We start from the raw sequence: 12326 nt of genomic DNA on the forward strand, positions 1-12326 counted from the left end.
CAGAACATCCTGATCTGGCTGCGGCTTTTTTCTGCCACAAAGACAGAAAAGAAAACCGCCTGCGCAGAACGCAGGCGGTTTGCCATCAATAATAGATCAGGATTCTAGCGGCTACGCGGCAAACTTCAAGTAAGACTTTAAGTTCGCCTTGTAAACTGTCCGCTTATTGGCGCGCAGTGACGATAGGCGCTGCAGCCGGTGCCATTGCGAGCGCACGCTTGGCTTCGATGAAGGTCTTGCTCCAGTAGCTGTCGCCCAGGCTATCGACCCGGACACCACCGCTTTTGCGGCTGCTGGAGTGGATGAACTGGTTGTCACCCACGTAGATCCCGGCGTGACTGACACGACCGCGACGGCCATTGGTGGCGAAGAACAGCAGGTCACCCGGCTTGAGGGCGCTGCGAGCCACCAGCGGAGCGTCAACGTTGATCATTTCGCGAGTGGAGCGCGGCAGGTTCATGCCAGCCTCTTCACGAAACAGATAACCGATGAAGCCGCTGCAGTCGAAGCCTGCCTCGGAGGTGCCGCCGAAACGGTAACGGGTACCGATCAGGGACATGCCACGTTCGAGGATGCTGTCAGCCAGAACCGGAAGCTGGTACGACTTGCCCCCGGCGAAGTCTGCCAGTTCTTTATTGGTTGCTAGCTCTTCCTGGAAAAGAACGGAAGAAGACTGCGCGGTAACTGAATTTGAAACCTGATGCTGTGGCTCTTGCTGGGACACTGGAGAGTGAGCAGCGCAACCGAACAACAGGGTGACGAGTGCGAGAGGCACGAGGGGTGCGAAGCGATTTAGCATGGGCACGACCGTGGCTGATAGTTGTAAAGAAGCCGAGACTATGCCCGCTATCGATCTCATTTGCAAATTCAATCGATCTTTATGTGACTTATCGGTTTCTCGTTTCCATCTAAGCGCTTAAGCCCATTTTAAACCTTTGCGCAGCCTGCTCCCTTGCAGGAAAGCGGATTTGTTGACGCCTGGAATATGCCGGAACCCGCGAAAAACCTGGCTTTTACCAGCCCAACGTCTCTTTCAGGAACGGGATTGTCAGCTTGCGCTGAGCTTGAAGGGAAGCCTGATCGAGGCGCTCAAGCAGCTCGAAAAGCGCACTCATGCTGCGAGTACCGCGAGTCAAAATAAAATGACCGACTTCGTCAGTCAGGTGCAGGCCACGACGGGAGGCGCGCAACTGCAAGGCACGCAACTTGTCTTCGTCAGAGAGCGGACGCATCTGGAAGATGAGCGCCAGTGTCAGCCGAGACTTGAGGTCCGCCAGCTTCACCGGTAGTTCGCGCGGGGATGTCGAGGCGGCGATCAGCAGACGCCGACCGCTGTCACGCAGACGATTGAACAGATGGAACAACGCCTCTTCCCAATCCGCCTTGCCGGCGACCGCCTGCAAATCGTCCAGGCAAACCAGTTCGTATTGTTCGAGGTTGTCGAGGATTTCGATGCCGCGGTCCATCAACTCGGCCAGCGGCAGATACACCGCCGGTTCACCCATCTGCTCGAAACGCAGGCAAGCCGCCTGCAACAAATGCGTGCGCCCTACCCCGTGCTTGCCCCAGAGGTAAATCAGGCTTTCCGTCCAGCCGGCGTCGGCTTCGCACAGCCGCTCGACATAGCCGAGTGCAGCGGCATTGGCGCCTGGGTAGTAATTGATAAAGGTGGCGTCATCACGCAGACGCACACCTAGGGGCAGCTGAATCGGTTTCATGCTGACTGAACAGTTCCAAAGGAACCGTTAGTGGCCTCTGTGTAAAGTTTGCGAAGTTTATACCCGTGAAGCTGACGGCACAATGCGACAGACCACAAGCAAAATCAAAGGTTTGCGTTAACGTGCTGGTTTTATGACAGTTTCTTTGGCGGTGCATGTGACAGCCGCGCGAGGGATACGGGCAAACCCGGCGTGAAACCAGGCTGCCCGCGACGAGCGATCTCGAAGCCTTACTTCTCAGACTCGTCGACACCGCCGTAGATATCCGAATCTTTATACAAATCATGCACATGGCGCACCAGGACCATGATCACCGCCGCCACCGGCAATGCCAGTAGCACACCGGTAAAACCGAACAACTCGCCGCCGGCCAGAATCGCAAAGATCACCGCCACCGGGTGCAGACCGATCCGGTCACCCACCAGCAACGGCGTCAGAACCATGCCTTCCAGCGCCTGGCCGACCATGAACACCGCGACGATGCCGATCATGGGATACAGATCGCCACCGAACTGGAACAGACCGGCAATCAACGCCGCGCCAATCCCGATGACAAACCCCATGTACGGCACGATCGCCGCCAGACCGGCAATCAGACCGATCAACAGCCCCAACTCCAGCCCGACGATCATCAAGCCAGCGGCGTAGATCACACCCAGCGCCAGCATCACCAGCAACTGTCCGCGCACGAACGCCCCAAGCACTTCATGGCATTCCCCAGCCAGGGTCATGACACGCTCTTCACGATCACGCGGCAGCAAGCTGCGGATCTTGGCCATCATCAGGTCCCAGTCGCGCAGCAGATAAAAACTCACCACCGGGATCAGCACCAGATTGGCCAGCCAGCCGATCAGCGCAAGGCCTGAAGCCGTCGCCTGACTCAGCACCACGCCGACAATGTCGGTGGTCTGGCCCATGTGCTCGCTGATCGCCGCCTTGAGCTTGTCGAACTTCCAGAAGCCCTCCGACAAACCCAACTTCGATTGCGCCCACGGCAACGCGGTGTGCTGCAACCAGTCGAGCATCTGCGGCGCCAGTTCATACAAGCGAAACAGCTGCTTGGCGAGCATCGGCACCAACACCAACAACAGCGTGGTGAGGACCATCGTGAACAACGCGAACACCGCCACCACGCCCCATGTCCGGGACAAGCCGAGCTTCTCCAGCCGATCCACCAGCGGGTCGAACAGATAGGCCAGCAACAGCGCCACCAGGAACGGCGTCAGGATCGGATGCAACAGGTAAACAAACGCGCAAAGCAGGGCCACCCCACCGAGCCAGAACCAACGCCGCGTATCGGCCATGTACCACTCCTGCTTCTATATAAAGAAAAAACTCACCAACGGAAATGCAACTGCGGCGTCGGGGCAGGCGCTGGCGCTGCGGCCGGCGCAGAACCCACAGTCACCGGCTGAACAGGTGCCGGCACCTGGCTGGCCGGAACCTCCTGCAATTGCGCCAGGGACAACTGAGCTCGCAGCTGATCGGCACTGCCGTTGACGCGATAAAGCACGCGATCACCATCGACACTTTGCAGACGCGCGCCAAAAGGCTCCAACAAACGCCCAAGCGTCGCATAACGCTCCAGATTCATGCCCTGCACTTCCAACAACTGCTCGCCCGACATACCTGGCTTGGCAACGAAACGCGACGCCAGACGCTCGCTGACCGCCAGCATCACCGCATCGGCCACGGCGGCGGTATCGGCGCCCTGCACGCTGCCGGCCTCTTTCTGATCGCCCAGCCACAGTCGCCACTTGGCTTGCCATTGCCCCCCTTCTTCACGGGCATGCACCGCCAGCAAGGCATCGGCATTGTAACGATCGGAGGCACTGCGCAGTGGCGCAGGGTCGGCACCTTCCAGATTCGGTGCCGTGGCGACGATCTGTTCATTCAGGTCAGCCAGCGGCAAACGCAGCGGCAGGCCTCGGTGCTGAGCCGCCCGACGCAAGGGCGCAGCACTGGCCTGACCATCGCCGACCAGGCTCGAACCTTCGGTGGAATCGTTCAACCACCAGCCGAGGATCGACGGCCGATTGGCCCCCCACACGGCCAGCCCGGCACGACGCAAGGCCTGCTCGGTGGTGGCCGGGTCGAAATCGACTTTCAGCACTTGCGGTGGCCCGGCGTCGTAGCCGAACTGACTGATGATCTGCTGAGGGTCTTTGCGCACGGCCGCAAGGCCAGGGCTTTGCGCCGCCTTGGGATCGCCGGTCAAGCGCAACACCAGCGTTTCCAGCGCCTGCTGAGTCGCCTGGTCGCGCTCCTCCGGTGTCTGGCCGCTGACCGGTTGGCGCACTTGATAGAGGCCTTTGACGGTTTCGGCATGGCTGGCCAGGCTGACCACGGATAAACAGCCCACGAACAAGAATTTAAGAAAACGCATGGAAGATTCCTGACGACAAGAGCGGCTGGAACAGACCGCATGAAGACGATTGAGCCAGGGCTGTGACCGCAGGCCCAAGCAAAACATTCACACGATCGCGGTAAGTTTTCGCACTGTCATAACGATAGACGGTTAACGTCGTACCTTATACAGCCATGTGGGACGTCGCCAACACGGGCAATATCAGTTTTTTTAACGCGATATGCCCCTGCCCGTCGGCACGAGGATGGCCGCTGCCCCTCAAGCCTGATAAAATCGCGCGCCTTCGCAGACCGGCTACAGCCGGGTGGTGTCGAAATAGCGCGTGAGGCAATTGCCTCATCAATTTCGACAGGCCCGCTGAACTCGGTCGTTACCCCTGAATCCCCCCTAAAGGCCTGGATCATGAGCAAGCAACCCTCCCTGAGCTACAAGGACGCCGGTGTAGACATCGACGCCGGTGAAGCATTGGTCGAACGCATCAAGAGCGTCGCCAAGCGCACTGCGCGCCCGGAAGTCATGGGCGGCCTGGGCGGTTTCGGCGCCCTCTGCGAAATCCCGGCCGGTTACAAACAACCGGTGCTGGTATCGGGCACTGACGGCGTCGGCACCAAGCTGCGCCTGGCGCTGAACCTGAACAAGCACGACAGCATCGGCATCGACCTGGTGGCCATGTGCGTGAACGACCTGGTGGTCTGCGGCGCTGAGCCGCTGTTCTTCCTCGACTACTACGCCACTGGCAAACTGAACGTCGACACCGCTGCTCAGGTTGTAACCGGCATCGGCGCCGGCTGTGAACTGTCCGGCTGCTCCCTGGTCGGCGGCGAAACCGCTGAAATGCCTGGCATGTATGAAGGTGAAGACTACGACCTGGCCGGCTTCTGCGTCGGCGTCGTGGAAAAATCCGAAATCATCGACGGTTCGAAAGTCGCTGCCGGCGATGCCCTGCTCGCCCTGCCGTCTTCCGGCCCGCACTCCAACGGCTACTCGCTGATCCGCAAGATCATCGAAGTGTCGGGTTCCGACATCGAGAATATCCAGCTCGACGGCAAACCGCTGACCGACCTGCTGATGGCTCCGACCCGTATCTACGTGAAGCCGCTGCTCAAGCTGATCAAGGACACCGGCGCCGTCAAAGCCATGGCCCACATCACCGGTGGCGGCCTGCTGGACAACATCCCGCGCGTACTGCCAAAAGGCGCTCAAGCGGTGGTTGACGTCGCGAGCTGGACCCGCCCTGCGGTGTTCGACTGGCTGCAAGAGAAAGGCAACGTCGACGAAACCGAAATGCACCGCGTGCTGAACTGCGGCGTCGGCATGGTCATCTGCGTAGCTCAAGAGCACGTTGAAACCGCGCTGAACGTCCTGCGTGAAGCTGGCGAGCAGCCATGGGTCATCGGTCAGATCGCCACCGCTGCCGAAGGCGCGGCTCAGGTCGAACTGAAGAACCTCAAGGCTCATTAATGTCCCAGACCTGTGATGTGGTGGTGCTGCTGTCCGGCACCGGCAGTAACTTGCAGGCCTTGATCGACAGCACGCGGACCGGCGACAGCCCGGCCCGCATTGCTGCGGTGATTTCCAACCGCGCCGACGCCTACGGCCTGCAACGCGCCAGGGACGCGGGTATCGACACCCGCACCCTGGATCACAAGGCTTTCGAGGGCCGCGAGGCCTTCGATGCCGCGCTGATCGAACTGATCGACGCCTTCAACCCCAAACTCGTGGTACTGGCCGGTTTCATGCGCATTCTCAGCGCTGATTTCGTGCGCCATTACCAGGGTCGCCTGCTCAATATCCATCCCTCGCTGCTGCCCAAATACAAAGGGTTACACACTCATCAGCGCGCGCTGGAGGCCGGCGATACGGAACACGGCTGCTCCGTGCACTTCGTCACCGAGGAACTCGATGGCGGACCACTGGTCGTACAGGCAGTAATACCGGTAGAGTTGCACGATTCGCCGCAGAGTCTGGCGCAGCGAGTCCACACCCAGGAACACCTGATCTACCCGATGGCCGTACGCTGGTTTGCCGAAGGCCGTTTATCACTCGGCGAACAAGGTGCTTTACTGGACGGACAGTTACTCGCGGCCAGCGGCCACTTGATTCGAACCTAGGAGATTTTATGCGTCGTGCCCTGCTCTTCGCTTGCGCCCTGCTCGCCCTGCCGTTTGCGCAGGCCGCGGACCTTCATCCCTTCTCCGCCAGCTACACCGCCGACTGGAAGCAACTGCCCATGAGCGGCACCGCCGAACGCAGCCTGACCAAGGAAGCCAACGGCGTCTGGAAACTCAGCTTCAAGGCATCGATGATGATCGCCAGCCTGACCGAAGAAAGCACCCTGACCCTGGACAAGGACACGCTGCTGCCGCAGTCCTACCACTTCGAACGCGGTGGCCTGGGCAAAGCCAAGAAGGCTGATCTGGATTTCGACTGGACCAACAAGATGGTCACCGGCACCGACCGCGGTGACGCCGTCAAGCTCCCGCTCAACCGCGGCATGGTCGACAAGTCCACCTATCAACTGGCGCTGCAGCATGACGTGGCCTCCGGCAAGAAAAGCATGAGCTATCAGGTCGTCGATGCCGGCGAAGTCGATACCTATGACTTCCGCGTGCTGGGCTCGGAGAAAGTCGACACCAAGGCAGGCCAGATCGATGCGGTCAAGGTCGAGCGCGTGCGCGATCCGACACAAAGCAAGCGCATCACCGTGCTGTGGTTCGCCAAGGATTGGGATTACCTGCTGGTCCGTCTGCAACAGGTCGAAACCGACGGCAAGGAGTACAACATCATGCTCCTCGACGGTACGGTCAACGGCAAGACGGTCAAAGGCAGCTGATCCGGACCGACATGAAAGCCCCGCAAACGCGGGGCTTTTTTTCGTCTGGCGTTAAGCGGGGGGGGGGACAGGACAATGACAACTTTGAGCTGTGGCCAAATCGTCCGGCGAAAAATAGGAACGCGAACGTGAAGGAATACTCTATAAATTCAGGGTCTTTTTTGATCGAATGACTTTTCCTGATCCCTGCGAGGTTTCCCATGACCGTTACCGTCAATACTGTCTCCGCCGAAGGTTTTCGTCACAGCGTCCAGATCGATGACCATGAACTGTTTGCCGATGTTCCCAAGTCGTCCGGTGGCGAAGGCACCGCGCCAGAGCCCCATGACTATTTCGACGCGGCCCTCGGCGCCTGCAAGGCCCTGACCCTGAAACTGTATGCGAAGAAGAAGGGCATCCCACTGACCGGCGTCGGGGTCGAGGTCAAGCGCGACAACAGTGAAGAGCAGAAAGGCAAATATGCCCTGCACGTCAAACTCACGCTCAAGGGCGTACTCACCGACGCCCAGCGCGACGAGCTGCACCGCGTGGCCGACCGCTGCCCGGTACACAAGCTGATGACCACCTCTGAAGTCAGCATCGAGACTCATCTGTCCGAAGGCGCCTTCAGCCAATAGCGGCAACGGCTGCGCAAGCGGGTTATGCTCCCTGCGTCACCCGCTCAGCCTGGAACGCACCATGAACACTCCGCTCGTGATCCGCCCCCGCGCCGAAGATGTCGAAGGCCAGCCGATCCTTCGCCCTTTGCCGTCAGCCAAATGCCGCAACGTCGGGCCCTTCGTGTTTTTCGACCACATGCTCGAAACCCGTTATCCACCGGGCAAAGGCATGGACATCCGTCAGCATCCGCACATCGGGCTGTCCACCCTCACCTACCTGTTCGAAGGGCAAATCCAGCACAAGGACAGCCTCGGTTCCGATCAGGTGGTGAATGCCGGCGATGTCAGCTGGATGACCGCCGGCAGTGCGATTGCCCACGTCGAACGCACGCCCGAAGCCTTGAAGAACAGTGGCGGTACGATGCACGGCTTACAGATCTGGCTGGCTTCGCCCAAGGACCGTGAGCACGGCCCAGGACACTACAGCCACCATCCAGCAGCCACGCTGCCCGCCAGCGAAAACCTTGGCGTGAAGATACGAATGATCGCCGGGAAGGGCTTTTGCCTTGAATCACCGGTCCCGGTGCTTTCGCCTACGCTGTATGCCGAATTGAACCTGCAAACGGCGACCACACTGCTGATTCCCACCGAGCATGAAGAACGGGCGCTGTATGTGTTGAGCGGCGAGGCGCAGCTTGATGGCGAGCTGCTGGAGCCCTACACGCTAGTAGTGCTGCCGGCCGGGGAAGAGATGACGCTGTTCGCCGAGAGTGACTGCCATGCCGTGCTGTTTGGCGGAGCGCCACTGGACGGGCCACGACGGATCAACTGGAACTTCGTGGCCAGTGATCCGGCGTTGATTGATGAAGCACGTCGGCGCTGGGCGGCCGGGGATTGGCCGACGGTGCCGGGGGAAAGTGAGCGGATTGAGTTGCCGAAACACCGAAGCCCGCCAACGCCCCTGTAACTGATCGGCTGATCGTTCCCACGCCGCGAGCTTCCCTGGAGGCATTCCCACGCAGAGCGTGGGAACGATCATCGTCCGGACCGAGAGCAGCAATCAGCCCTTGAACACTTCATCCAGCAAGTTATGCATCGACGTGAACGCGCGAGCCGCGGTTTTCGCGTCATACATCATCATGCCCGGCACGTTGGCATGCGGGTCGGTGAACGAATGCACCGCGCCGCCATAGCTCAGCAATTGCCAATCCACACCGGCGGCATTCATCTCAGCTTCAAACGCTGGCAGCTGCTCTTTCGGCACCAGCGGATCGGCAGCGCCATGCAGCACCAGCACCGAACCCTTGATGTTTTTCGCATCGTTCACGTTCGGCGTATCCAGCGTGCCGTGGAACGACACCGCAGCCTTCACCGGCGCACCGCTACGCGCCAGCTCCAGCGCGCAGCAACCACCGAAGCAGAAACCAAAGGTCGCCAGTTTCGAGGTATCGACCGCCGCCTCGCCCTGCCCTTGCAGTTGTTCGAAGGCTGCCTGCATGCGTTTGCGCAGTAAGGCGCGATCATTCTTCAGCGGCATCATCGCCGCGCCTGCCTCGTCGCCGTTCTGCGGACGAACCGATTGCCCGTACAGATCCGCGATCAGCACCACATAACCCTTGGATGCCACCGATTTGGCAATCTCCTCGGCGCCAAAGCTGACACCCATCCAGTTCGGCGCCATCAACAGACCCGGACGCGAGCCTTTATGGTCGGCATCGAAGGCCAGACGGCTTTCATACGATTGGCCGTCGATCTGATAGGCGACGGATCGAACAGTGACTTGGCTCATGACTGACTCCCAGTAAAAAAACACCAGAATGAAAAAACCCGCCGAAGCGGGTTTTTATACAACGTGGTTAAACCGACAGTTCAACCAGCAGCTTGTTCAGACGACGCACATAAGCGGCCGGGTCTTTCAAGCTGTCGCCGGCCGCCAGGGCCGCCTGATCGAACAGAATGTGCGACAGGTCGCCGAAGCGCTCGTCGCTCTGCTCGTTGTCGAGCTTCTCGATCAGCGGGTGAGCCGGGTTGAATTCGAAGATCGGCTTCGAATCCGGAACCTTCTGACCGCTGGCTTCCAGGATCTGACGCATTTGCAGGCCCAGGTCCTGCTCGCCGATGGCCAGAATCGCCGGGGAATCGGTCAGGCGATGGGAAACCCGCACTTCAGCAACGGACTCACCCAAAGCGGTCTTGAGACGCTCAACCAGGCCTTCTTTGGACTTGGCGACTTCTTCCGCGGCTTTCTTGTCTTCTTCCGAATCCAGGTTGCCGAGGTCCAGGTCACCGCGTGCCACGTCGACAAAGCTCTTGCCGTCGAAGTCGCTGAGGTAGCTCATCAGCCACTCGTCGATACGGTCGGTCAGCAGCAGCACTTCGATGCCTTTCTTGCGGAAAACTTCCAGGTGCGGGCTGTTTTTGACTTGCGCGTAGGTTTCGCCGGTCAGGTAGTAGATCTTGTCCTGACCTTCCTTGGTACGAGCCAGGTAGTCGGCCAGACTTACAACCTGCTCACCGTCGTCGCCCTGAGTGGACGCAAAACGCAGCAGACCGGCAATTTTTTCTTTGTTGGCGAAGTCTTCTGCCGGGCCTTCTTTCATGACCTGACCGAAGTTCTTCCAGAAGCCTTTGTATTGCTCAGGCTCGTTCTTCGCCAGTTTTTCCAGCATGTCCAGAACGCGCTTGGTCAGCGCCGATTTCATGGAGTCGATGATCGGGTCTTTCTGCAGGATTTCCCGCGACACGTTCAGCGACAGGTCGTTGGAATCAACCACGCCTTTGATGAAGCGCAGGTACAGCGGCAGGAACGACTCAGCCTGATCCATGACGAACACGCGCTGCACGTACAGTTTCAGGCCCTTCGGCGCTTCACGCTGGTACAGATCGAACGGAGCACGGGTCGGCACATAAAGCAGCGAGGTGTACTCGAGCTTGCCCTCGACTTTGTTGTGGCTCCAGCTCAGCGGGTTTTCGAAATCGTGAGCGACGTGCTTGTAGAACTCCTGGTATTCCTCGTCCTTCACTTCAGTGCGAGGGCGAGTCCACAGGGCGCTGGCGCGGTTGACGGTTTCCCACTCAACGGCAGGCTTCTCTTCGCCTTCGGCGGCTGCAACTTCTTTCGGCAACTCGATCGGCAAGGCGATGTGGTCGGAATACTTCTTGATGATGTTGCGCAGGCGCCAGCCATCGGCGAACTCGTCTTCGCCGGATTTCAGGTGCAGAACGATACGGGTGCCGCGATCAGCTTTTTCGACGGTGGCGATTTCAAATTCGCCTTCGCCCTTGGACGACCAGTGCACACCTTCGCTGGCAGCGAGGCCGGCACGGCGGCTGAATACGTCAACTTTATCGGCGACGATGAACGCCGAGTAGAAACCGACACCGAACTGACCGATCAGGTGCGAGTCTTTTTTCTGATCACCAGACAGGTGCTTCATGAAATCGGCGGTACCGGACTTGGCGATGGTGCCCAAGTGAGTGACCGCATCTTCACGGCTCATGCCGATGCCGTTGTCTTCGAGGGTGACGGTTTTAGCGTCCTTGTCGAAGCTCACACGGATTTTCAGCTCAGCGCCGCCTTCCAGCAATTCAGGCTTGGCCAGCGCTTCAAAACGTAATTTATCGACAGCGTCAGAGGCGTTCGAGATCAATTCGCGAAGGAAGATTTCCTTGTTGGAATACAGCGAATGGATCATGAGGTGCAGCAGCTGCTTCACCTCGGTCTGGAAGCCCAGGGTTTCCTTTTGAGTTTCCACACTCATGGTCATCAAACTCCAATCAGATGGCAGTGGCCGCGACCTTGAGGGTCGGCGGCGGGTTGTCCTCAGAGTTGGGGGCTGAGATCAGGATTTCAAGGGCTCTTCGATTTTGAAGTGGGCCCGGGCCGTGGCAATGGGCTCGGCTTCAGTGCTTTGCCAGGCGGTAATCGCCACGTTCGCCACCCGCCGCCCCTGGCGACAAACCTGGCATCGGGCCCAGGTATCGCGAAACTGCCCCGCGCGCAGGTAGTCGAGGGAGAAGTCGATAATCTTCGGCACACCGGGCGAGCCGGTGAAAATCAACAGGTGCAGCGCCGCCGAGAGCTCCATGAACCCGGCAATCACCCCACCATGAATCGCTGGCAGTAAAGGGTTACCAATGTTGTCCTTGTTGGCCGGCAGACGAAACAGCAGCTCATCTCCTACCCGCGAACATTCGACGCCGATCAGCTCGGCGTAAGGAATCAGCTGCAGCAGCGCGGCGTAGTCCCCCTGAGCATGGGCCTGTTGAAGCTGCTCCTTGAACGTGTCGGTCATTTCGTACCTCCGGAAATGGCGCCGCCAAAGTTTTTAGTACCTTTGATGCCCTTGCCCTTGCCCATGCGCATGAAAGTGCCCACTACATGAGCGATGGGCTGTTCGGGGTCGTCCTGATAGGCAAAACCGCGCGCAAAAATCACATCGGTAGTCACTCGGTAGCATTGGGCGAAGCCGTAAACGTCTTTGTGTGGCTCGGCGGCATGCATGTAGTCGATGCGCAGGTCGAGCGTCGGGCAGACTTCGAACTCAGGCAGCACGCAGAGGGTGGCCATGCCACAGGCGGTATCCATCAGCGAGGTCAGCGCACCGCCATGAATCACCCCGGTTTGCGGGTTGCCGACGATCTGCGGGCTATACGGCAGAATCACCGTCAGTCCTTCGCTGCTGGCGCTGTGAAGGCGCATGCCGAGTACCTGACAATGGCGCAACGCCGACAGGAATCGCATCGCACGCTCAAAAACGGGGTTTTCGGCCATTTGGTAAACGCTCCTTAGTGTCCGGGCGAAGTAG

The 12326-nt window shown here is 59.4% G+C and carries 13 protein-coding genes; 5 read left to right on the top strand and 8 right to left on the bottom strand.

What is annotated here, in order from left to right; translation table 11 throughout:
- Positions 1-163 precede the first annotated feature (163 nt).
- The 4 genes from PGR6_RS20400 to PGR6_RS20415 form a co-directional block, all read right to left on the bottom strand.
- Complete coding sequence (locus tag PGR6_RS20400; RefSeq protein WP_064619369.1) at positions 164-799, bottom strand: C40 family peptidase; 636 nt, start codon at positions 797-799, stop codon at positions 164-166.
- Positions 800-1013: 214 nt separating this feature from the next.
- Positions 1014-1718: a DnaA regulatory inactivator Hda gene (gene hda, locus PGR6_RS20405; protein ID WP_007936072.1), complete on the bottom strand. Its 705-nt coding sequence runs from the start codon at positions 1716-1718 to the stop codon at positions 1014-1016.
- 230 nt (positions 1719-1948) lie between these two features.
- A complete protein-coding gene (locus PGR6_RS20410; RefSeq protein WP_018925123.1) occupies positions 1949-3022 on the bottom strand; it encodes an AI-2E family transporter in 1074 nt (357 codons plus the stop codon).
- 32 nt (positions 3023-3054) lie between these two features.
- Complete coding sequence (locus PGR6_RS20415) at positions 3055-4104, bottom strand: DUF2066 domain-containing protein (protein ID WP_064619371.1); 1050 nt, start codon at positions 4102-4104, stop codon at positions 3055-3057.
- Positions 4105-4488: 384 nt separating this feature from the next.
- On the opposite strand from PGR6_RS20415, the gene purM reads away from it, so the two are divergent.
- The 5 genes from purM to PGR6_RS20440 all read left to right on the top strand — a co-directional run bounded on the left by purM (position 4489) and on the right by PGR6_RS20440 (position 8485).
- A complete protein-coding gene (gene purM / locus PGR6_RS20420) occupies positions 4489-5547 on the top strand; it encodes a phosphoribosylformylglycinamidine cyclo-ligase (RefSeq protein ID WP_007936066.1) in 1059 nt (352 codons plus the stop codon).
- Positions 5547-6197, top strand: a complete 651-nt coding sequence (gene purN / locus PGR6_RS20425; protein WP_018925121.1) for a phosphoribosylglycinamide formyltransferase — start codon at positions 5547-5549, stop codon at positions 6195-6197. Before purM ends, purN begins: the two co-directional genes overlap by 1 nt.
- An 8-nt stretch (positions 6198-6205) precedes the next feature.
- Positions 6206-6919, top strand: coding sequence for a DUF3108 domain-containing protein (locus PGR6_RS20430; protein WP_064619375.1), 714 nt, complete (start codon positions 6206-6208; stop codon positions 6917-6919).
- A 200-nt stretch (positions 6920-7119) separates the two neighbouring features.
- Positions 7120-7536, top strand: a complete 417-nt coding sequence (locus PGR6_RS20435) for an OsmC family protein (RefSeq protein ID WP_007936063.1) — start codon at positions 7120-7122, stop codon at positions 7534-7536.
- 61 nt (positions 7537-7597) lie between these two features.
- The gene (locus tag PGR6_RS20440; protein ID WP_064619378.1) at positions 7598-8485 is read left to right on the top strand and encodes a pirin family protein; all 888 of its coding nucleotides are present in this window, start codon (positions 7598-7600) and stop codon (positions 8483-8485) included.
- A gap of 93 nt (positions 8486-8578) precedes the next feature.
- On the opposite strand, the gene PGR6_RS20445 is transcribed toward PGR6_RS20440, so the two are convergent.
- The 4 genes from PGR6_RS20445 to PGR6_RS20460 all read right to left on the bottom strand — a co-directional run bounded on the left by PGR6_RS20445 (position 8579) and on the right by PGR6_RS20460 (position 12292).
- Positions 8579-9307, bottom strand: a complete 729-nt coding sequence (locus tag PGR6_RS20445) for a dienelactone hydrolase family protein (RefSeq protein ID WP_064619381.1) — start codon at positions 9305-9307, stop codon at positions 8579-8581.
- A gap of 67 nt (positions 9308-9374) precedes the next feature.
- Positions 9375-11279: a molecular chaperone HtpG gene (gene htpG, locus PGR6_RS20450; protein ID WP_064621333.1), complete on the bottom strand. Its 1905-nt coding sequence runs from the start codon at positions 11277-11279 to the stop codon at positions 9375-9377.
- An 81-nt stretch (positions 11280-11360) separates the two neighbouring features.
- Positions 11361-11813, bottom strand: a complete 453-nt coding sequence (locus tag PGR6_RS20455; protein ID WP_019579626.1) for a PaaI family thioesterase — start codon at positions 11811-11813, stop codon at positions 11361-11363.
- Positions 11810-12292, bottom strand: a complete 483-nt coding sequence (locus tag PGR6_RS20460; RefSeq protein ID WP_064619384.1) for a PaaI family thioesterase — start codon at positions 12290-12292, stop codon at positions 11810-11812. Before PGR6_RS20460 ends, PGR6_RS20455 begins: the two co-directional genes overlap by 4 nt.
- Positions 12293-12326: the final 34 nt, after the last annotated feature.

Origin of the sequence: Pseudomonas sp. GR 6-02, from assembly GCF_001655615.1 — a bacterium.
GTDB lineage: Bacteria > Pseudomonadota > Gammaproteobacteria > Pseudomonadales > Pseudomonadaceae > Aquipseudomonas.

Excerpts from the sequence above, each read along its gene's own strand:
- PGR6_RS20400 (WP_064619369.1), bottom strand. The coding sequence starts at position 799 with ATGCTAAATCGCTTCGCACCCCTCGTGCCTCTCGCACTCGTCACCCTG.
- hda (WP_007936072.1), bottom strand. The coding sequence starts at position 1,718 with ATGAAACCGATTCAGCTGCCCCTAGGTGTGCGTCTGCGTGATGACGCC.
- PGR6_RS20410 (WP_018925123.1), bottom strand. The coding sequence starts at position 3,022 with ATGGCCGATACGCGGCGTTGGTTCTGGCTCGGTGGGGTGGCCCTGCTT.
- PGR6_RS20415 (WP_064619371.1), bottom strand. The coding sequence starts at position 4,104 with ATGCGTTTTCTTAAATTCTTGTTCGTGGGCTGTTTATCCGTGGTCAGC.
- purM (WP_007936066.1), top strand. The coding sequence starts at position 4,489 with ATGAGCAAGCAACCCTCCCTGAGCTACAAGGACGCCGGTGTAGACATC.
- purN (WP_018925121.1), top strand. The coding sequence starts at position 5,547 with ATGTCCCAGACCTGTGATGTGGTGGTGCTGCTGTCCGGCACCGGCAGT.
- PGR6_RS20430 (WP_064619375.1), top strand. The coding sequence starts at position 6,206 with ATGCGTCGTGCCCTGCTCTTCGCTTGCGCCCTGCTCGCCCTGCCGTTT.
- PGR6_RS20435 (WP_007936063.1), top strand. The coding sequence starts at position 7,120 with ATGACCGTTACCGTCAATACTGTCTCCGCCGAAGGTTTTCGTCACAGC.
- PGR6_RS20440 (WP_064619378.1), top strand. The coding sequence starts at position 7,598 with ATGAACACTCCGCTCGTGATCCGCCCCCGCGCCGAAGATGTCGAAGGC.
- PGR6_RS20445 (WP_064619381.1), bottom strand. The coding sequence starts at position 9,307 with ATGAGCCAAGTCACTGTTCGATCCGTCGCCTATCAGATCGACGGCCAA.
- htpG (WP_064621333.1), bottom strand. The coding sequence starts at position 11,279 with ATGAGTGTGGAAACTCAAAAGGAAACCCTGGGCTTCCAGACCGAGGTG.
- PGR6_RS20455 (WP_019579626.1), bottom strand. The coding sequence starts at position 11,813 with ATGACCGACACGTTCAAGGAGCAGCTTCAACAGGCCCATGCTCAGGGG.
- PGR6_RS20460 (WP_064619384.1), bottom strand. The coding sequence starts at position 12,292 with ATGGCCGAAAACCCCGTTTTTGAGCGTGCGATGCGATTCCTGTCGGCG.